We start from the raw sequence: 20,497 nt of genomic DNA on the forward strand, positions 1-20,497 counted from the left end.
TAACGGTAAGGACATTCGTCTTGGACGGTGAAAATATGGTGGTTGTAGAGTTTCCCCTGGTGTCTCTGCAATTTTAGTGAAATCAGTGTTTGCAAGATTTTTAAACCAGGCAACAACATGAAGAGAAAAGAGAATGAGTCTGTTAAAGTATTTGCTCTTGGTGGAGTAGGTGAAATCGGGAAAAATATGTACTGTGTTGAAATTGATTCTGAAATCTTTATCGTAGATGCAGGGTTAATGTTCCCGGGAGATGAAATGTTTGGAATTGATATCGTTATTCCTGATATTACATATTTAGTGGAAAATCAAGAGCGAGTAAAAGGTTTATTTATTACTCACGGTCATGAAGATCATATTGGTGGAATTGTGTATGTACTTCGTAAATTATCTATTCCAGTCTATGCAACGAAATTAACAGTAGGACTTATACAAGAAAAACTTGGTGAAGCGGGCATGTTAGGCCGTGTAGACCTAAAAACAATCGATTCAAATTCAACAGTAGAATTTAACACTACAACGGTGTCATTCTTCGGAACGACACATAGTATTCCGGATTCTGTTGGCGTTTGTTTCCATACATCAAAAGGTGCAGTCGTATATACGGGAGACTTTAAATTCGATCAAACTCCAATTGGAAATAGTGGAGCAGACCTTGGGAAAATGGCGCAAATCGGAAATGAAGGCGTACTTTGCTTATTATCTGATAGTACAAACGCAGAGCGCCCAGGCTATACAGGTTCAGAAAAAGAAGTTGGTGTAGAAATCTCTAAAGTGTTCTACGGTGCAGAAGGTCGTATTATCGTTGCTTCATTTGCATCGAATGTACATCGTATTCAACAAGTATTTGATGCAGCTGCTGAAACAGGGCGAAAAGTAGCGGTAGTAGGACGTAGTATGGTGAAAGTAGTAGACATTGCAAGACGTCTTGGTTATTTAGATGTTCCAGAAGGTATGGTTATTTCATTACAAGAAGTAGACAACTTCCCAGAGAAAAAGGTAGCTATTTTAACGACAGGTAGTCAAGGTGAACCGATGGCTGCTCTATCTAGAATGGCAAAACAAGCACATAAACAAATTTCAATTCGTAAAGGTGATACTGTTATCATTGCTGCTTCACCAATTCCGGGTAATGAAATATCTGTATCAAAAATTATTGATTTGTTATTTAGAGCTGGAGCTGAAGTTGTTTATTACGGCGAACGAAAAGTTCACGTGTCAGGTCACGGTAGCCAAGAAGAATTAAAATTAATGTTAAATTTAATGAAACCAAAGTACTTTGTACCCGTACATGGTGAGTTCCGTATGCAAAAAGCACATGCATATTTAGCTGAAGATGTAGGTATTACAAGAGAAAATATCTTTATCGTAGAAAAAGGCGATGTAATTGCTTTTGGTGACGATGAAGCGAACTTAGTCGGTAAAGTACAAGCTGGTAATGTTTTAATTGATGGATTAGGTGTAGGTGACGTTGGTAATATCGTTCTTCGAGATAGAAAGATGTTATCTCAAGATGGAATACTAGTAGTTGTTGTAACACTTGGTAAAGATGAAAAGAAAATTATCTCTGGTCCAGAAATCATTTCACGTGGTTTCGTATATGTTCGTGAATCAGAAGCGTTAATTGAACGATCTACAGAGATTGTACGTATGATTGTTGAGCAGTCAATTAAAGAATATTCAATTGAATGGTCAATGTTAAAACAAAATATTCGTGAATTATTAGGACAGTTCTTGTACGAAGAGACAAAGAGAAAACCTATGATTTTACCGATTATTATGGAAGTATAAAAAGATCACCCTTATGGGTGATCTTTTTTCTTTTTAACCCTATCGAATGAAATTTATAACTTAAGAAATAATAGTTATATACGAGTGAAAGGGGATGCGAAATGACAGAACGTGATCGATATACAAATGAAGAAAAAGAAGCTGAGCCAAAAGAAGCTGAGCCAAAAGAAGCTGGAAAAGAGGCTTCAATAGTTGAAAAAATTCAACAGCTTGGACAGACAAATGTACCACAGATGAATGAATCACGTATTCATTGTTTAACGATTATCGGACAAGTGGAAGGTCATGTTCAATTACCACCGCAAAATAAAACAACAAAATATGAGCATATCATTCCGCAAATTGTTGCGATTGAACAAAATCCGAAAATTGAAGGTTTGCTTTTAATATTAAATACAGTTGGAGGTGACGTTGAAGCTGGGCTAGCAATTTCTGAAATGGTAGCTTCACTTTCAAAACCAACAGTATCTCTAGTTTTAGGTGGGGGACATTCCATCGGTGTACCGATTGCTGTTTCTACTGACTATTCGTTTATTGCGGAAACTGCGACGATGACAATTCATCCAATTCGTTTAACAGGTCTTGTCATAGGTGTGCCACAAACATTTGAGTATTTGGATAAGATGCAAGAAAGAGTCATTCGTTTTGTGACGAAGCACTCGAAAGTAACAGAAGATCGTTTTAAAGAGCTTATGTTTGCGAAAGGAAATTTAACGCGAGATATTGGGACGAATGTAATTGGTGGAGATGCAGTAAAGTACGGTCTTATAGATGATGTCGGCGGTATTGGAAATGCGATTCGAAAATTAAACGAATTAATAGATGTTCGTGCGGAAGATAGTACAGAAGGGACAATGCTACAATGATTTTATATACAATTATGCCAGAGCAACTTGTGTATCCGGTCGATTATTCACAATGTGAAAGTCAAAAAGTTGTAAATATAAATGGTGTGGAATTAATGGTTTCTGAAGAGGAACATGGATGTTATTCTATTGTACGTGTGCTAAGTACGGACCCACTTCACTATTTAGAGTTTGAGCCCGGTCAGAAAATAACCTTTTAGCAAAAAGAAGGATTTTGTTTAGAAGCTATGGTATAATATAAAAAACAAGACGGTTGAGCAGCCATGAGTAGGCTGCTTTCTTCTGTTTATTTAGCATTTTACAAGAAGTGTAAAAATAGAAGATATAAAGACCTGAAAAATAGAGAAAACAGACATATAAATAGAGCATTTTGAAGGGAGCTTTACTTATATGTAGAACACGAGGTGAAGAAATGGCAAAACAAAAGCAAAGAGGGACGAAGGCAAAGGCAAGACGTACGATAAAGCCAACTTTGTATTATGAAATCGTCGGTTTAACTCTTTTTGCACTTTCAATCATTACGATTTTACAGCTAGGTGTTGTAGGGAAATCGTTTGTGTTATTTTTTCGCTTCTTCTTTGGTGAGTGGTACATAATTGGTGTGTTAGGTGTAATAGCTTTATCGGTTTCCTTTGTTATAAAACGCGGATGGCCGAACCTTTTAAATAAACGATTAATTGGATTTTATTTAATTGTATTGGCGATATTAATGTTTAGTCATATTACATTATTTAACCTTCTTACAAAAGATGGAGCAGTGCAAAATACTTCTGTTATTGTGAGTACGAAAGATAACTTCTTTCTTGAAATGAAAAAGGGGCCAGATAGCGTTCATTTAGGTGGTGGTATGTTTGGTGCGCTTATGTTCGCAACATGTTACTTCTTATTTGACGAAGTAGGAGCTTATATCATTGGTATTATTCTAGTTATTCTCGGTATACTTTGTATAACAAATAAGCATATTGGAGAAGTGTTAGCTCCAGTTGGTAGAATTCTTAGAAGTCAGTTTCAAGTGATGCAAGGGGATTATAAAGATTGGAGAGCCAAAAGAACGGCTGAACAAACAGAAAAGAAAAAAACAACAAGAAGCACAAGAAGCAAACGTGCTGCAGAACAAGAAGAAATTATTGAGCCGATGGAAGAAATCTCAATTGATCCTCCGATTATTTCGAATTTCACTGAGAATTATCCTGTAAATGAAGAAGAGGATAAACGAATCGAAGTAGAGCAAGAAGAGTTGATCACTTCACCGTTTATTGAAGAGACTCCGCCAATTGAAGAACCAAAGAAAAAGCGTGGAGAAAAAATTGTTGAATCGTTAGAGAGTGAAGCGCAAGCACCTCCTATGCAATTTTCAAATGTAGAAAATAAAGATTACAAGCTTCCTTCACTTGATATATTAAAATTTCCAAAGAATAAGCAAGTTACAAATGAAAATGCGGAAATTTATGAGAATGCTCGTAAATTAGAACGTACATTCCAAAGTTTTGGAGTGAAAGCGAAAGTAACAAAAGTGCATAGAGGTCCTGCAGTTACAAAATATGAAGTGTATCCTGATATGGGGGTAAAGGTAAGCAAAATTGTCAGTTTAAGTGATGATTTAGCCCTTGCTTTAGCTGCAAAGGACATTCGTATTGAAGCGCCAATTCCCGGGAAATCAGCTGTAGGGATCGAAGTTCCAAACTCAGAGGTTTCGATGGTAACGCTGAGGGAAGTTCTTGACTCTAAGGCTAATAATCATCCGGAAGAGAAGTTGTTAATTGGTCTTGGCCGAGATATTACAGGTGAAGCTGTATTAGCCCGTCTAAATAAAATGCCTCATTTACTCGTAGCTGGTGCGACAGGTAGCGGGAAAAGTGTATGTATTAACGGTATTATTGTTAGTATTTTAATGCGTGCAAAACCACATGAAGTAAAATTAATGATGATTGACCCGAAAATGGTAGAGCTAAATGTATATAACGGTGTGCCTCATTTGTTAACGCCAGTTGTAACTGATCCGAAAAAAGCATCGCAAGCATTGAAAAAAGTTGTGAGTGAAATGGAACGTCGTTATGAATTGTTTGCTCATAGTGGTACACGTAACATTGAAGGATACAACGATTATATAAAAGAGCATAATAGTCAATCAGAAGCGAAACAACCCGAATTACCTTATATTGTAGTAATTGTGGACGAGTTAGCAGATTTAATGATGGTTGCTTCGTCTGATGTAGAGGATGCGATTATGCGTCTAGCGCAAATGGCTCGTGCTGCTGGTATTCATTTAATTATTGCAACGCAACGTCCGTCAGTTGACGTTATTACGGGTGTTATTAAAGCAAATATTCCATCACGTATTGCATTCGCTGTATCTTCTCAAACAGATTCTCGTACAATTCTTGACGGTGGTGGTGCAGAGAAGCTACTAGGTCGTGGAGACATGCTGTTTATACCAATTGGTGCATCGAAACCTGTACGTGTACAAGGCGCATTTCTATCAGATGATGAAGTTGAGAGAGTTGTAGAATATGTTATTGGACAGCAAAAAGCACAATATCAAGAAGATATGATTCCGCAAGATGTTCCTGATACGAAGCAGGAAGTAGAAGATGAATTATATGATGAAGCGGTTCAACTTGTAGTGGAAATGCAAACAGCATCTGTTTCTATGTTACAACGTAGGTTTAGAGTAGGTTATACGCGAGCTGCTCGCCTAATTGATGCAATGGAAATGAATGGTGTAGTAGGTCCGTATGAAGGGAGTAAACCGAGGGAAGTACTCATTAATGATGTACAAGAAAAAAGTTCTTAAAAAAAGCCTAATTGTTTTTACAATTAGGCTTTTTTATATAGTGTTTTTGTTATATACTATACTCAGCGATAAAGAAAGGGCTTACATTTAGGGGTGCCCTTTAGAATACGAATACTTTTAGTATGTTTTATGTAAATGTTCGATATTTAATGCAGAAAAATGTTAGATTTTGTTGACACGTATGAGAGCAAGTGGTAAGATTACTTCGAAAAGAATCACTGCCTCATATAATCTTGGAGATAAGGTCCATAAGTTTCTACCTGGCAACCATGAATTGCTAGACTATGAGGGGAAAAGTGTGTAACAAAGGATGTAAAGGATCTTTGTGCCGAACTTTTTCTCGAAATGAGGAATGTTTATGGTGCAAAGTTTTTTTATGCAATAAAGAGTGAAAATTTTATTTTAAAAAATTATTATTATTTATTCGACAATTACACTTATTTTGGTGTTTAGTCATTTGTACTATGTTGTAAGTTGAAAAAAGAGAAAAGAAGTCTTACATCAGAGGTCGAATAATTGAAATGCGGGGGAGTCTTATGTCAGTAAAATCTGATAGTCGTCACCTATATCTACGGGTGATTGATCACATCAAAGAAAAAATTAAAGATGGCGCTTATAAAGAACGACAAAAGTTACCATCAGAGTTTGATTTAGCGAAAGAACTTGGCGTAAGTAGAGCGACTTTAAGGGAAGCGTTGCGTATTTTAGAAGAAGAAAATGTTGTCATTCGTAGACATGGTGTAGGGACATTTGTAAATGCAAAGCCATTATTTTCTTCTGGAATAGAACAACTTTCTAGTATTACAGATATGATTTCTAGTGTGGGGAAAACACCAGGAACAATCTTTTTATCATCATCTACTACAACTTTAACAGAAGAGGAAAAAGAGAAGTTTAATAGTGAAGATGGTTTTAATGCAGTGATGATTGAACGCGTGCGTACAGCAGATGGGGAACCTGTTGTGTATTGTATCGATAAACTTGCAAAAGAAATATTGCCAGACTTATCGGGTTACAATGAGGAATCATTATTAACGGTGATACATAATAACACGCATAAGCGCATAACATATGCGGTTGCTCACATTGAGCCAATTGGCTATCACCCTAAAATCTCACCAATTTTAGAATGTGAGCCTGAAACAGCACTGCTTGTATTAAAACAAATGCACTATGATCAAAATGATGAGCCAATCTTATATTCTATCAATTACTTTAGAGCTGATAAATTTAGCTTCCACGTATTAAGAAAGCGTATGTAGGTAAATTCCTTTTTAGGGAGGTGACAGCAAGAAGTAAGGAACAGCAGCGTAAGAATAAATAAATATATATCATTTTTGGAGGGGTTTCTAGTATGAAGAAAAAAGCAGGCCTTTTATTATCATTAACTTTAGCAGCAAGTACAGTTTTAGGTGCATGTGGTAACTCGGATAAGGCGAGCAGTGACAAGAAAGACACGAAAGACAATAAAGATTTCAAGGTTGGTCTTGTAACGGATGTTGGGGGCGTTGATGATAAGTCATTTAACCAATCTTCTTGGGAAGGGTTACAAAAGTTTGGTAAAGATAATGGTTTAAAAGAAAAGACAAATTATCGTTACCTTCAGTCTGAAAAAGAAGCTGATTATATTCCGAATTTAAAAAAATTCTCAAAAGATAAATATGATTTAACATTCGGAATTGGTTATAAATTAGAAGGTGCAATTAAAGAAGTAGCAAAAGAATCTTCAAAACAACAATTTGCAATCGTAGATACTGTTGTAGATGCACCGAACGTAACGAGCATTACGTTTAAAGATCATGAAGGATCATTCCTTGTAGGTGCGGTAGCAGCTATGTCAACAAAATCGAATAAAGTAGGATTTGTTGGTGGAATGAAAAGTGATTTAATTAGTAAATTTGAAAATGGATTTAAAGCTGGTGCAAAGGCAGTAAATCCAAACATTGAAATCGTATCTGAATATGCAGAAGCATTCGATAAGCCTGAAAAAGGTACAGTTCTTGCTTCAGCAATGTATGGTCAAGGCGTAGACGTAATTTATCATGCTGCTGGTGGTACAGGTAACGGTGTGTTCACAGAAGCGAAAAACCGTAAGAAAAAAGGTGAAAATGTTTGGGTAATCGGTGTTGACCGTGACCAACATCAAGAAGGTATGCCTGAAAATGTAACATTAACTTCAATGATTAAACGTGTTGATGTAGCAGTAGAAAAAGTAGCTAAAGAAGCAAAAGATGGGAATTTAAAAGGTGGAAAAATTGAAGAGTTCGGCTTAAAAGATGACGGTATTGGTATTTCAAAAACAACTGATAACGTGAAAAAAGTTAACCCTGAAATTTTAACAAAAGTAGAAGAGCTTGAAAAGAAAATTACAGCCGGTGAAATTAAAGTGCCAGCTACAGATAAAGAGTATAAAGAATACGAAGCTTCTCTAAAAAAATAAATAGAGAAATAGCAAAGGTTAGTTCATAGAACTAACCTTTGTATGTATAAAACTTCCGAATTGCTTAATAAGTTAATAGTGTAATAGGGAATGTTCCCTGTTAAAAGGAGGAACACAATGGAATACGTAATTGAGATGAATAACATTACGAAAGTATTCCCAGGCATTGTAGCGAATGATGATATTACGCTGCAAGTAAAGCAGGGTGAGATACATGCTTTACTTGGAGAAAATGGTGCAGGGAAATCCACATTAATGAATGTACTATTTGGTTTGTACCAACCAGAGCAGGGTGAAATTAAAATTAAAGGTAAACCTGTAAAAATCACAAATCCGAATATAGCAAATGACCTTGGTATTGGAATGGTCCATCAACACTTTATGCTTGTTCATAATTTTACAGTTACAGAGAATATTATTCTCGGAAATGAACCGAAGAAAAAAGGGAAAATTGCTGTTGAGGAAGCTGCTAAAGAAATTCAAAAACTGTCTGAACAATACGGTTTATCTGTAGATCCATATGCGAAAATACAGGATATTTCAGTTGGTATGCAGCAGCGTGTTGAGATTTTGAAAACTCTTTACCGCGGTGCAGAAATTTTAATATTTGATGAACCAACAGCTGTGTTAACACCGCAAGAAATTCATGAGCTAATTCAAATTATGAAAAAGCTTGTGCAAGAAGGAAAATCTATTGTTCTTATTACACATAAGTTGAAAGAAATTATGGAAGTTTGCGATCGTTGTACGATTATTCGTAAAGGAAAAGGGATTGGAACGGTTGACGTTGCAAATACGGATGAAAATAAACTTGCAGAATTAATGGTCGGACGTCAAGTGAATTTTAAAACAGAAAAAATAGACGCGAAGCCAAAAGAAGAGGTACTTTCAATTGCAAACCTTGTTGTTCACGATGCACGTCAACTACCTGCTGTAAAAGGCCTTGACTTAACTGTTCGTGCGGGGGAAATTGTTGGGATTGCAGGGATTGATGGAAACGGACAAAGTGAATTAATAGAAGCAATTACTGGTTTACGAAAAGTTGAGTCAGGTTCTATTGCAATTAAAGGAAAAGAAATAACAAATTGGCCTGTTAGAAGAATAACAGAAGAAGGAATTGGTCATATTCCAGAAGATCGTCATAAACACGGACTCGTTCTTGATTTTTCTGTTAGAGATAATATAGTTCTGCAAACGTATTATAAAAATCCATTTTCAAAGAAAGGGATTTTAAATTTCAGCAAAATTACAGAAAAAGCAAAGGCTCTTATTGAACAGTTTGATGTGCGTACACCTAGTGAGCAAACGTTAGCACGCGCTCTATCTGGGGGGAATCAACAAAAAGCAATTATTGCACGTGAAGTAGACCGAAATCCAGATTTATTAATTGCGGCACAGCCAACACGTGGTTTAGATGTAGGAGCAATTGAATTTATTCATAAGAGATTAATAGAGCAAAGGGATAAAGGAAAAGGTGTATTACTTTTATCATTAGAGTTAGATGAAATCTTAAATGTTAGCGATCGAATTGCTGTTATTTATGAAGGGGAAATTGTAGCAATAGTTGATGCGAAAGAAACGAATGAACAACAGCTTGGATTGTTAATGGCTGGAGGAACAAAGAAGGAGCAGGTGGGTACAAATGGCTAAAAAGCTTTTAACAGAACGAACGATAAATATTTTAGTCCCAGTACTATCCGTTATTTTCGGCTTACTTGTAGGAGCGATTGTAATGCTAGTTAGTGGCTATGATCCAATTGTTGGTTATAGTGCACTTTGGACAGGAATGTTCGGCAGCGCAAGTGCGATTGGTGAAACGCTTCGTACAATGATACCGCTTATTCTTGCTGGCTTATCGGTGGCGTTTGCATTTCGTACAGGTTTATTTAATATCGGGGTAGAGGGTCAATTGTTAGTTGGTTGGCTTGCAGCGGTTTGGTTCGGTTATGCAGTCTCACTACCAGCTTTCCTTCATATTCCATTATCTATTTTATTTGCAGCATTGGTGGGCGGAATTTGGGGTTTCATTCCGGGATATTTAAAAGGGAAGTTTCAAGTGAATGAAGTTATTGTAACTATTATGATGAACTATATCGCGTTGTATGTAACGTATGACATCATTAAGCGTTTCTTACATGCGGGTAATGACAAAACGTATGATATTAAAGAGAGTGCGTCACTATCTTCAGACTGGCTTGCTTCTATTACTGATGGTTCACGTCTACACTGGGGAATTATTGTAGCAATTTTAATCGCTATTTTAATGTGGTTCTTATTAGATCGAACAACTTTAGGTTACGAATTAAAGTCAGTAGGATTTAATCAGCATGCTTCTCAATATGCAGGTATGAAAGTTTCTCGTAATGTAGTATTCTCCATGACAATTGCTGGTGCATTTGCGGGGATTGGTGGAGCGATGGAAGGATTAGGGACATTCCAGAGTATGACAGCGATGTCTTCGTTTACAGGAGTAGGATTTGATGGGATTGCCGTAGCATTACTTGGAGGGAATAATCCGTTTGGTATAATCCTTTCAGCTTTATTATTTGGTGGTTTGAAAAGTGCTTCCCCTCAAATGAACTTTGAGGCAGATGTACCGTCAGAGCTTATTAATGTAATTATTGCATGTATCATCTTCTTTGTTGCATGTAGTTATGTGTTAAGATGGGCGCTTACACGCATGAGCAAGGAGGGGAAATAAATGAGCTTTTTAGATATATTAGCCATTCTTGTGACGGGTACGTTATATACATCGGCACCTATCATTTTCACGGCACTAGGTGGTGTATTTAGTGAACGATCGGGTGTTGTAAATATCGGATTAGAAGGACTAATGCTATTTGGTGCATTTATTGGAGTCGTTACAAACTTATTAATGGGTGATACTTGGGGAACGATGACTCCGTGGATTGCGTTACTATTTGCGGCAATTGGTAGTGGATTATTTGCATTACTTCATGCGGTAGCTTCTATTACATTCCGAGCAGATCAAGTTGTAAGTGGTGTAGCCATTAACTTCTTATCTCTTGGTTTAACAGTATTTGCAATTAAGAAGATTTTTGATAAAGGGCAGACTGACTTTATTCAGTATCGTATTGAAAAGATTGATATTCCAGGCCTTTCGGATATTCCGGTTTTAGGGAAAATATTTTTCTCGAACGTACCAATAACGTCATATATTGCCATTATTTTAGCATTCGTTGTTTGGTATGTTATTTATAAAACACCGTTCGGTCTTCGTCTACGTGCTGTTGGTGAACACCCAATGGCAGCGGATACGATGGGGATTAACGTATATAAAATGCGCTATATTGGAGTCTGTATTTCAGGAGTGTTTGCTGGAATTGGTGGAGCGATTTTTGCAATGTCAATTTCTAATAACTTCTCAGGGGCAACTATTACAGGACAAGGTTTCTTAGCTTTAGCTGCTATGATTTTTGGAAAGTGGAATCCACTAGGCGCACTAGGTGCAGCTCTATTCTTTGGTTTTGCGCAATCTTTAAGTGTAACGGGCGGAACAATCCCTGTATTAGACCAAATTCCAAGTGTTTTATTAACGATATTACCATATGTATTCACAATATTAGCGCTTGTCGGTTTTGTAGGTCGTTCTGAAGCTCCTAAAGCATTAGGAACTCCTTATGAAAAAGGAAAACGATAAGTATTTTATAAGTATAAAAAAGCTCGCACATTAGTGTGGGCTTTTTTACATAGAATATATTTAATACGGAATTTTACTATGTTCCTTACATATTAAAGTTTTTAGAAAGAATCATATGTAAGCATAATAAGGGAGAAAAGTTGATTTTTTATTTCTAAAAACTGTATATTGAAGAGGAATATTCCTATATACGTAAAGGAGGGCTATAAATGAAACTAATGGAACAACAACTACATGAGTTAGGTGGTTTGCGCGTACATATTATTCCGACTGATAAATATAAAACGAATACCTTTGTATTTCGTTTTAAAGCGCCTTTAAATGAGGAGACGGTGACAGAGCGTGCCCTATTGCCATACGTATTGCAAAGTGCGACAGAAAAATTACCTTCTGTAATTCGTCTTCGTCAATATTTAGAAGAATTATACGGATCTTCTTTAGCGGTAGATGTAAGTAAAAAAGGGGAAGACCATATTATCTCCATTTATGTAGACATTGCAAATGAAGTTTATTTACATGATGCACCACCGTTATTTGAAAAAGCGCTTTCTATGTTGTCAGATATTGTGTTACATCCAGCAACGGAGGGGAACGGTTTCCTATCTTCTATCGTAGAAAGTGAAAAAAGAGCACTGTTACAGAGAATTGAAGCTACTTATGATGATAAAATGCGTTATGCAAACGAGCGTTTAATTGAAGAAATGTGCAAAGTAGAACCGTATCGTTTAAGTGCAAATGGAAAAAAAGAGAGTGTTATGTCTATTACAAATGAAAGTTTGTATCAGTATTATCAAAAGGTGTTAGCGGAAGATGAAATGGATCTATATATTATTGGTGATATTTCAGAAAACGCCGTTGATCTTGTAAGTAAGTATTTTTCTATTTCAACTCGTCCAGTGAGAGAAAGAAATGTACTCCTTCATAGACGAAACAATGAAGAAAAAGAAGTTGTTGAAAAACAAGAATTAAAACAAAGTAAATTACACATCGGTTATCGTACATTTGTCACATATAAAGATGAAGATTATTTTGCATTGCAATTGTTCAATGGATTGTTTGGTGGCTTTTCTCATTCGAAGTTATTCGTAAATGTGCGTGAAAAAAATAGTTTAGCGTACTATGCAGCATCGCGCTTTGAAAGTCATAAAGGTTTATTATTTGTTATGTCAGGAATCGAAGCGAAAAATTATGAAAAAGCAGTTGAGATTATTAAAGAACAAATGCTTGCGATGCAAAACGGAGAGTTTTCTGAAGAAGAAATACATCAAACAAAAAGTGTCATCCAAAATCAAATATTAGAGGCAATTGATACACCACGTGGCTTTGTAGAAATGCTATATCATGGTATTATTTCAGATCGTACACGTCCAGTTGAAGAATGGCTTACAGGTATAGAAAGTGTGACGAAAGAAGAAATTGTAAAAGTTGCTAAAAATATTGAACTAGATACAATTTACTTTTTACAAGGAACGGAGGGAGAGTAAATGGAGAAAATTGTTTATGAGCAATTAAAAGAAACACTCTATTATGAAAAACTTCCTAATGGATTAGATGTATATGTTTTACCGAAACAAGGATTTAATAAAACATTTGCGACGTTTACGACGAAATATGGTTCTGTAGATAATACATTTGTACCATTAGGGAAAGAAGAAATGATTCGTGTGCCTGATGGAATTGCACATTTTCTTGAGCATAAATTATTTGAAAAAGAAGATCACGATGCTTTCCAATTGTTTAGTAAACAAGGAGCATCGGCAAATGCTTTTACATCCTTTACACGAACAGCTTACCTTTTTTCATGTACTTCAAACGTAGAACAAAATTTAAATACATTGCTAAACTTCGTGCAAGAGCCTTATTTCTCTGAAAAAACGGTTGAAAAAGAGAAGGGGATAATTGGGCAAGAAATTCAAATGTATCAAGATAACCCAGATTGGCGTTTGTACTTCGGGTTAATTGATAGCTTGTTTGTAAAACACCCAATTAAAATTGATATTGCAGGGACAATCGAATCTATTAGTAAAATTACGAAAGATTTATTGTATGAATGTTATGAAACATTTTATCATCCGAGCAATATGTTATTATTTGTTGTGGGTGCAATTGATCCAGAGAAAACAATGGATTTAGTACGTGAAAATCAAGCGAAAAAAGATTATAAAAACCAGCCAGAAATTGTGCGTTCATTTGAAAAAGAACCAAATGAGGTAAATGAAAAGAAAAAAATTATTTCAATGCCTGTGCAAACACCGAAATGTTTAGTTGGTATTAAAGCGACTAATTTAAAGGAAAAGGGGCAAGCGCTTTTAAAACAAGAAATTGCGCTTACGTTACTCTTAGATTATTTATTTGGAAAAAGTTCTGTTCATTACGAAACTTTATATAATGAAGGGCTTATTGATGATTCATTCTCGTATGACTATACAGAAGAAAATAACTTCGGTTTTGCAATGGTTGGCGGTGATACGAAACAACCTGATGAATTGGCAAATCGTTTAAAAGATATTTTATTAAAAACAGATTATGATCAATTAGATGCGGCGGCATTAGAACGAGTGAAGAAAAAGAAAATTGGTGGTTTTTTACGCTCGTTGAATTCACCAGAATATATTGCAAATCAATTTACACGATACGCGTTTAATGAATCTAGCCTGTTTGACGCATTGACTGTATTAGAAGGACTAACCGTTCAAGACTTACAAGAAGTAGCGAAATTATTGTTATCAGAAGACAAAATGAGTATTTGTCAGGTGTTACCGAAAAAATAAAATTAAAAAGATACCCTCATCTTATCATTGAAAAATTGTAAGATGAGGGTATTATTTAGTTATGTGAAAATTGAACTTGTAGAGATAAGAGAGGGACTTTATGAAAAAGTATGCGTTAGTAACTGGAGGGAGCGGAGGAATTGGCTCTACTATTTCGAAACAATTAATTCAAGATGGATATACAGTTTATGTTCATTACAATAACAATGAAGAAAAGGTATTGGAATTGCAGAAGGCATGGGGAGAAGTTATCCCTGTTCAAGCGAATTTAGCTTCTAGTGATGGAGCAGAGCAATTGTGGGGACAAATTGAACATCCTATTGATGTTATTGTATACGCAGCTGGGAAGAGTATTTTTGGACTAGTAACAGATGTAACAAACGATGAATTGGATTATATGGTAGAACTTCAAGTGAAGAACGTATATAAATTACTTTCTATGGCACTTCCGCCTATGATCGGGAGAAGAAGTGGTAATATTGTAATTGTTTCATCTATATGGGGACAAATAGGGGCTTCTTGTGAAGTGCTTTATTCAATGGTAAAAGGGGCACAAAATTCATATGTGAAAGCTTTAGCGAAAGAAGTTTCTTTAAGTGGATTACGTGTGAATGCAGTAGCACCAGGAGCAATTGAAACGGAAATGTTAAGTGTTTTTTCTGAAGAAGATAAAATGGGAATTGCTGAAGATATACCATTAGGTAGAATAGGATTACCAGAAGAAGTAGCGAAAACAGTTTCATTCCTCGTATCACCAGGAGCGTCTTACATAACTGGACAAATTATCGGAGTGAATGGCGGTTGGCACTGCTAAAAAATTCTTACATAAAAAATGAATAGTTGCACAAATTAAGGATGATTTTATTACTCAATAGTGAGGTGCTTAATTATGTCAGTATTAGATAATTTTGATCAGTGGAAGAGCTTTTTAGGAGAACGTTTAGAGCAAGCGCAAGACAAAGGTTTAGATGGCGGTGCGGTATCAGATATGGCGTTTCGTGTTGGCGACTATCTTGCTAATGAAGTAGAAGGACGCAATGACCAAGAGAAATTATTAGCTGAGCTTTGGAAAGTTGCTGATGAACAGGAGCAACATACAATTGCAAATTTAATGGTTAAGTTCGTACAACATAAGTAAAAGTAGAGAGGAGATTCTCCTCTCTACTTTTTTTGTATAATAATTACACAGGGTAGATTATACATTTAGCTTCCCTATTAAGGTGAAATCATATAATATAGTACGTAGGTGTAAAGTAAGCAAGGGGAGTGATCTTGGATGATTGAATGGTATTTTGAATATGAAATACATAAAAACCGACCTGGCTTGCTTGGTGACGTTTCTTCGTTAATCGGTATGCTCGGCATTAATATTGTCACAATTAATGGTGTAGATAATGCACGACGTGGGTTACTTCTTATGTGTGATAATCAAGAGCAAATCTCTAGACTTGAATCAATTTTAAATACGATGGATAACATAACGGTAACGAAATATCGTCCGCCCAAGCTAAGAGATAAGCTAGCGGTTAGGCATGGTAGGTACATACAACGAGATGCAGATGATAAGAAAACATTTCGATTTGTGCGTGATGAATTAGGCTTACTTGTAGACTTTATGGCAGAAATTATGAAAAAAGAAGGCCATAAACTAATTGGGATACGCGGAATGCCTCGTGTCGGAAAAACAGAATCCATTGTTGCTGCAAGTGTTTGTGCAAATAAAAGGTGGTTATTTGTATCATCTACTCTTATTAAGCAAACTGTTCGTAGTCAATTAATTGAAGATGAGTATAGCGATGACAATATTTTCATCCTAGATGGAATTGTGTCAACGAAGCGTGCTAACGAAAGACATTGGCAGCTCGTTCGTGAAATTATGAGATTGCCTGCAACGAAAGTTGTGGAACATCCTGATGTATTTGTGAGTCAGTCAGAATACACATTGGATGATTTTGATTATATTATCGAGTTGCGTAACGATTATGATGAAGAAATTCAATATAATTTAGTAGATGAAATTGAGCAAGGTACGCAAAATAATTTCTCTATGTTTGACTTTTAAAGAAATATTGAGGTGTTAGTAGTGACGGAATTGGGACAAAAGCTGAAAGAAGCAAGAGAAGCGAAAGGCTTGTCTATTGATCAGCTGCATGAGATTACAAAAATTCAAAAACGCCATTTAGTGGCAATTGAAGAAGGCAATTATGATGTATTGCCAGGAGCTTTTTATGCGCGTGCATTCATTAAACAATACGCAGATGCGGTTGGATTAAATGGAGAGGAACTGCTCGTAGAACATCAGAGTACGATACCACAATCTGAAAAGCGTGAAGTTCCACAAGTATCAACGGGACAAAAAACACAAGAAACAATGCAAAAATCTTCATCATGGCCAATTGCAGATCACATGCCGAAAATCTTAGTTGCGCTGTTAGTAATCGCAGTTGGAGTGGTAATCTGGTTTGTGTTTCAAGCGTTAACTGGAAAAGATGATGAAAAAGTTCCGAGCGCTCAAAGTGAGAAAATTGAAGTTCAAAAAGCGAAAGATTCTCCGTTAGATACGAAGAAAGATGAAGTGAAAGCGGAAGAGCCAAAAAAAGAGGAACCAAAAAAAGAGGAACCAAAGAAAGAAGAACCAAAGAAAGAGGAGCAACCAGCACAACCAACTGGACAGCAAGAAGTGAAAGTAGTTGGAACAACTGGAAAGGTATCTACTTTGGAAATTCATAATAATAAAACATTAGAACTGGAATTATCGGGTAAAGGTGCGAGTTATGTAGATGTTAAAGATGAAGCTGGGAATGTGATTCTAAACGCTACAGTACAAGAGGGCCAAATAGAAAAACGTGATGTATCAACATTAAAAGAAGTGCGACTTAATATTGGAAATGCAACGAATGTTGAAGTTAAACTGAATGGCCAAGTGGTCGCTTATCCATTGGATCCAGAAAAAGAACTTCACCAAAGATTGGTGATAAAAAACCAAGGGATAGAGCAACCTGCACAATAACAGTCATCGCTTCGATGACTTTTTTTCGATGAACAAATGTTTTTGATATGATGGAGGAATAGCTGTGAATTTACCAAATAAAATTACAATATCTAGAATCTTCTTAATTCCAATTTTTATGGTAATTATGTTAGCACCCTTTGATTGGGGTTCATACAAAATTGGTGATGTTGATTTACCGATTCAACATTTAGTGGGGGCACTTATCTTTATCATTGCTTCAGCTACAGATTGGATTGATGGACATTACGCAAGAAAATATAATCTTGTAACGAATTTAGGGAAGTTTCTTGACCCGTTAGCTGATAAATTACTTGTTTCGGCAGCACTTATTACATTGGTAGAGATGCAATATGTACCGGCTTGGATTGTTATTGTAATTATCAGTCGTGAGTTTGCGGTAACTGGTTTACGTCTTGTACTTGCTGGAACAGGGGAAGTAGTTGCAGCAAACCAGCTAGGAAAAATTAAGACATGGACACAAATTATTGCGATTGCAGCATATTTATTACACGATGTACCTTTAAATTTAATCCATATTCCAGTTGCGGATATCTTCATATGGATTGCATTAATCTTTACTGTTATTTCAGGATGGGATTATTTCTGGAAAAATAGAGCTGCTTTTGTAAACTCAAAATAGAAGTTTATGGGGGAATTGGGATGAATGCTGAGATTATTGCGGTTGGAACTGAATTATTACTTGGACAAATTGCAAATACAAATGCCCAGTTTTTATCTGAAAAGTTAGCTTCAATCGGAATTAACGTGTACTATCATACTGTTGTTGGTGATAATAATAAGCGATTGCAAAAGGCGATTGAAGCTGCGGAAGAACGTGCTGATATACTTATTTTCACAGGTGGATTAGGACCGACAAAAGATGATTTAACGAAAGAAACGATAGCTACTAGTTTAGATGAAGAGCTTGTGTATGATGAAAAGGCATTAGCCTTAATAAGTAATTACTTTAAGCGTACAGGCCGTGAATTTACGGAGAATAATAAAAAGCAAGCGCTCGTTTTAAATGGAGCAACAGTATTTGCAAATGACCACGGTATGGCGCCGGGTATGGGGGTAAATAAGAACGGAAAAGTTTATATTTTATTACCAGGGCCACCAAAAGAGATGAAACCAATGTATGTAAGTTACGTAGAGCCTTTTTTACGTAATTTTACAACAGGAGAAAACATTTATTCTCGTGTGCTTCGTTTCTTCGGTATTGGGGAGTCCCAATTAGAGGTGAAAGTTCAAGATTTAATTGATGGACAAACAAACCCAACAATTGCCCCATTAGCAAATGATGGAGAAGTGACATTACGTTTAACCGCTAAGCATCAAAATGTTAGCGAAGCGGAGAAACTAATTCAATATGTGGAAGATTTGATTTTAGAAAGAGTAGGAGAATTTTTCTACGGATATGACCAAGAATTTTTGCATTATAAGGCAATCGAGTTATTGAAGAGAAAAGGGTTAACTTTAGCGTGTGCAGAAAGTTTAACAGGTGGTCTTTTTGGAAATCAAGTAACTGAAAACGCTGGTGTTTCTTCTGTGTTTAAAGGCGGTGTCATTTGTTATCATAATGATGTGAAGCAACATGTTTTACGTGTGCCTGAAGAAGTGTTGCATACTGATGGTGCAGTTAGTAAAGAATGTGCTCGTTATCTTGCTGAAAATGTTAAGGATGTACTAAAAGCGGATATCGGAATTAGTTTCACTGGTGTAGCAGGGCCAGATGCTTCAGAACAGAAAGAACCAGGAACAGTATTTGTTGGGCTTTCTATTAAGGATGAACCAACTGTAGTCTTTCCTCTTAATTTAAGCGGAAGTCGTCAACAAATTAGAGAACGAACAGCAAAATATGGATTTTATCATTTATATAAAAAGCTAGAAGAGATATAAGTTTCTTCTAGTTTTTTTACGGTTAAATTTAGATATTATTTGATAGAAAATAAAAAAATCGAATAAATGTTCGATTTTTGTTGGCAAATTGAATTGAAAATAGGTATAATAAGATTAGCAATTCAGTTAAGGAGGAATTTTGAATGAGTGATCGTCAAGCAGCGTTAGATATGGCGTTAAAACAAATAGAGAAGCAATTCGGTAAAGGTTCAATTATGAAATTAGGAGAACAAGCGGAGCGTAGAGTTTCTACAGTTTCTAGTGGTTCTTTAGCACTTGATGTAGCACTAGGGGTAGGCGGATATCCACGTGGCCGTATTATCGAAATTTACGGACCTGAAAGTTCAGGTAAAACGACAGTTTCATTACATGCAATTGCAGAAGTACAACGTCAAGGTGGACAAGCAGCATTCATCGATGCGGAGCACGCAATGGATCCTGTATATGCACAAAAATTAGGCGTTAACATAGATGAATTACTATTATCACAGCCTGATACAGGGGAGCAAGGATTAGAAATCGCGGAAGCACTTGTACGAAGTGGTGCGGTTGACATTATCGTAATTGACTCTGTAGCAGCTCTTGTACCGAAAGCAGAGATTGAAGGCGACATGGGTGACTCACACGTAGGTTTACAAGCACGTTTAATGTCACAAGCACTTCGTAAGCTTTCAGGAGCAATCAACAAATCAAAAACAATTGCAATCTTTATTAACCAAATTCGTGAAAAAGTTGGGGTTATGTTCGGAAACCCAGAAACAACTCCAGGTGGTCGTGCGTTGAAATTCTATTCAACTGTCCGTCTTGAAGTGCGTCGTGCGGAGCAATTAAAGCAAGGTAACGACATCGTTGGTAATAAAACAAAAGTAAAAGTAGTGAAAAATAAAGTAGCACCACCATTCCGTGTTGCTGAAGTTGATATTATGTACGGAGAAGGTATTTCAAGAGAAGGTGAAATCTTGGATATGGCTTCTGAGCTTGATATCGTTCAAAAGAGCGGTGCTTGGTATTCTTATAATGAAGAACGCCTAGGACAAGGTCGTGAAAATTCGAAGCAGTTCTTAAAAGAAAATACAGATTTAAGAGAAGAAATTGCCTTCTTTATTCGTGAGCATCACGGAATTAGTGAAGATTCTGGTGCTGAGGGCGCAGAAGATTCAACTCTTCTTGATTAAAAAAATAAAAGACACGGCCTCGTGTCTTTTATTTTTTTATCTACTATTAAGGAGCATAATATTATAGATAAAAAATATTTTTTTACTTCA

The 20,497-nt window shown here is 36.1% G+C and carries 18 protein-coding genes and 1 riboswitch; all 18 genes read left to right on the forward strand.

Features of this window, described 5'->3' with window-relative positions; all coding sequences use genetic code 11:
* The first annotated feature begins 117 nt into the window (after positions 1-117).
* Positions 118-1,788 carry a ribonuclease J gene (locus ACTFRU_RS17250; protein WP_000823096.1) on the forward strand — a complete coding sequence of 557 codons (1,671 nt, stop codon included), beginning with the start codon at positions 118-120 and terminating at the stop codon, positions 1,786-1,788.
* Between the two features lie 101 nt (positions 1,789-1,889).
* Positions 1,890-2,654: a translocation-enhancing protein TepA gene (gene tepA, locus ACTFRU_RS17255; RefSeq protein ID WP_318788039.1), complete on the forward strand. Its 765-nt coding sequence runs from the start codon at positions 1,890-1,892 to the stop codon at positions 2,652-2,654.
* Positions 2,651-2,854, forward strand: coding sequence for a YlzJ-like family protein (locus ACTFRU_RS17260; RefSeq protein ID WP_000605036.1), 204 nt, complete (start codon positions 2,651-2,653; stop codon positions 2,852-2,854). Before tepA ends, ACTFRU_RS17260 begins: the two co-directional genes overlap by 4 nt.
* A gap of 212 nt (positions 2,855-3,066) precedes the next feature.
* Positions 3,067-5,448, forward strand: a complete 2,382-nt coding sequence (locus ACTFRU_RS17265) for a DNA translocase FtsK (protein ID WP_001118782.1) — start codon at positions 3,067-3,069, stop codon at positions 5,446-5,448.
* 203 nt (positions 5,449-5,651) lie between these two features.
* A riboswitch (purine riboswitch) is annotated at positions 5,652-5,753 on the forward strand.
* Positions 5,754-5,984: 231 nt separating this feature from the next.
* Positions 5,985-6,710, forward strand: a complete 726-nt coding sequence (locus ACTFRU_RS17270) for a GntR family transcriptional regulator (RefSeq protein ID WP_000114182.1) — start codon at positions 5,985-5,987, stop codon at positions 6,708-6,710.
* 92 nt (positions 6,711-6,802) lie between these two features.
* Positions 6,803-7,888, forward strand: a complete 1,086-nt coding sequence (locus ACTFRU_RS17275) for a BMP family lipoprotein (RefSeq protein WP_000725771.1) — start codon at positions 6,803-6,805, stop codon at positions 7,886-7,888.
* Between the two features lie 117 nt (positions 7,889-8,005).
* Positions 8,006-9,538 carry an ABC transporter ATP-binding protein gene (locus tag ACTFRU_RS17280; RefSeq protein ID WP_000456914.1) on the forward strand — a complete coding sequence of 511 codons (1,533 nt, stop codon included), beginning with the start codon at positions 8,006-8,008 and terminating at the stop codon, positions 9,536-9,538.
* Positions 9,531-10,589 (forward strand): ABC transporter permease, encoded by a 1,059-nt coding sequence (locus ACTFRU_RS17285; protein ID WP_001085254.1) that lies wholly within the window; start codon positions 9,531-9,533, stop codon positions 10,587-10,589. Before ACTFRU_RS17280 ends, ACTFRU_RS17285 begins: the two co-directional genes overlap by 8 nt.
* Complete coding sequence (locus ACTFRU_RS17290; protein WP_000008857.1) at positions 10,590-11,549, forward strand: ABC transporter permease; 960 nt, start codon at positions 10,590-10,592, stop codon at positions 11,547-11,549.
* 209 nt (positions 11,550-11,758) lie between these two features.
* Complete coding sequence (gene yfmF / locus ACTFRU_RS17295) at positions 11,759-13,033, forward strand: EF-P 5-aminopentanol modification-associated protein YfmF (protein ID WP_000772418.1); 1,275 nt, start codon at positions 11,759-11,761, stop codon at positions 13,031-13,033.
* Positions 13,034-14,320 (forward strand): EF-P 5-aminopentanol modification-associated protein YfmH, encoded by a 1,287-nt coding sequence (yfmH, locus tag ACTFRU_RS17300; RefSeq protein WP_016123272.1) that lies wholly within the window; start codon positions 13,034-13,036, stop codon positions 14,318-14,320. It begins immediately after the preceding gene.
* Positions 14,321-14,420: 100 nt separating this feature from the next.
* Positions 14,421-15,134 carry an elongation factor P 5-aminopentanone reductase gene (ymfI, locus tag ACTFRU_RS17305; protein WP_006928385.1) on the forward strand — a complete coding sequence of 238 codons (714 nt, stop codon included), beginning with the start codon at positions 14,421-14,423 and terminating at the stop codon, positions 15,132-15,134.
* A 75-nt stretch (positions 15,135-15,209) separates the two neighbouring features.
* Entirely contained in the window at positions 15,210-15,458 is a 249-nt protein-coding gene (locus tag ACTFRU_RS17310; protein ID WP_000114450.1) for a DUF3243 domain-containing protein, read from the forward strand.
* 138 nt (positions 15,459-15,596) lie between these two features.
* Complete coding sequence (locus tag ACTFRU_RS17315) at positions 15,597-16,382, forward strand: DUF3388 domain-containing protein (protein ID WP_000574107.1); 786 nt, start codon at positions 15,597-15,599, stop codon at positions 16,380-16,382.
* Between the two features lie 21 nt (positions 16,383-16,403).
* Positions 16,404-17,330 (forward strand): helix-turn-helix domain-containing protein, encoded by a 927-nt coding sequence (locus tag ACTFRU_RS17320; RefSeq protein ID WP_006928386.1) that lies wholly within the window; start codon positions 16,404-16,406, stop codon positions 17,328-17,330.
* Positions 17,331-17,394: 64 nt separating this feature from the next.
* On the forward strand, positions 17,395-17,973 hold the full coding sequence (pgsA, locus tag ACTFRU_RS17325) for a CDP-diacylglycerol--glycerol-3-phosphate 3-phosphatidyltransferase (protein WP_001052967.1): 579 nt from the start codon (positions 17,395-17,397) through the stop codon (positions 17,971-17,973).
* Positions 17,974-17,993: 20 nt separating this feature from the next.
* Positions 17,994-19,232 carry a competence/damage-inducible protein CinA gene (gene cinA, locus ACTFRU_RS17330; protein ID WP_006928395.1) on the forward strand — a complete coding sequence of 413 codons (1,239 nt, stop codon included), beginning with the start codon at positions 17,994-17,996 and terminating at the stop codon, positions 19,230-19,232.
* Positions 19,233-19,375: 143 nt separating this feature from the next.
* A complete protein-coding gene (gene recA / locus ACTFRU_RS17335) occupies positions 19,376-20,407 on the forward strand; it encodes a recombinase RecA (protein WP_001283860.1) in 1,032 nt (343 codons plus the stop codon).
* Positions 20,408-20,497: the final 90 nt, after the last annotated feature.

Source organism: Bacillus cereus group sp. MYBK220-1 (assembly GCF_051916445.1).
GTDB lineage: Bacteria > Bacillota > Bacilli > Bacillales > Bacillaceae_G > Bacillus_A > Bacillus_A cereus.

Bases quoted from the DNA above. Each gene is read 5' to 3' on its own strand.
- ACTFRU_RS17250 (WP_000823096.1), top strand. From the start codon at position 118: ATGAAGAGAAAAGAGAATGAGTCTGTTAAAGTATTTGCTCTTGGTGGA.
- tepA (WP_318788039.1), top strand. From the start codon at position 1,890: ATGACAGAACGTGATCGATATACAAATGAAGAAAAAGAAGCTGAGCCA.
- ACTFRU_RS17260 (WP_000605036.1), top strand. From the start codon at position 2,651: ATGATTTTATATACAATTATGCCAGAGCAACTTGTGTATCCGGTCGAT.
- ACTFRU_RS17265 (WP_001118782.1), top strand. From the start codon at position 3,067: ATGGCAAAACAAAAGCAAAGAGGGACGAAGGCAAAGGCAAGACGTACG.
- ACTFRU_RS17270 (WP_000114182.1), top strand. From the start codon at position 5,985: ATGTCAGTAAAATCTGATAGTCGTCACCTATATCTACGGGTGATTGAT.
- ACTFRU_RS17275 (WP_000725771.1), top strand. From the start codon at position 6,803: ATGAAGAAAAAAGCAGGCCTTTTATTATCATTAACTTTAGCAGCAAGT.
- ACTFRU_RS17280 (WP_000456914.1), top strand. From the start codon at position 8,006: ATGGAATACGTAATTGAGATGAATAACATTACGAAAGTATTCCCAGGC.
- ACTFRU_RS17285 (WP_001085254.1), top strand. From the start codon at position 9,531: ATGGCTAAAAAGCTTTTAACAGAACGAACGATAAATATTTTAGTCCCA.
- ACTFRU_RS17290 (WP_000008857.1), top strand. From the start codon at position 10,590: ATGAGCTTTTTAGATATATTAGCCATTCTTGTGACGGGTACGTTATAT.
- yfmF (WP_000772418.1), top strand. From the start codon at position 11,759: ATGAAACTAATGGAACAACAACTACATGAGTTAGGTGGTTTGCGCGTA.
- yfmH (WP_016123272.1), top strand. From the start codon at position 13,034: ATGGAGAAAATTGTTTATGAGCAATTAAAAGAAACACTCTATTATGAA.
- ymfI (WP_006928385.1), top strand. From the start codon at position 14,421: ATGAAAAAGTATGCGTTAGTAACTGGAGGGAGCGGAGGAATTGGCTCT.
- ACTFRU_RS17310 (WP_000114450.1), top strand. From the start codon at position 15,210: ATGTCAGTATTAGATAATTTTGATCAGTGGAAGAGCTTTTTAGGAGAA.
- ACTFRU_RS17315 (WP_000574107.1), top strand. From the start codon at position 15,597: ATGATTGAATGGTATTTTGAATATGAAATACATAAAAACCGACCTGGC.
- cinA (WP_006928395.1), top strand. From the start codon at position 17,994: ATGAATGCTGAGATTATTGCGGTTGGAACTGAATTATTACTTGGACAA.
- recA (WP_001283860.1), top strand. From the start codon at position 19,376: ATGAGTGATCGTCAAGCAGCGTTAGATATGGCGTTAAAACAAATAGAG.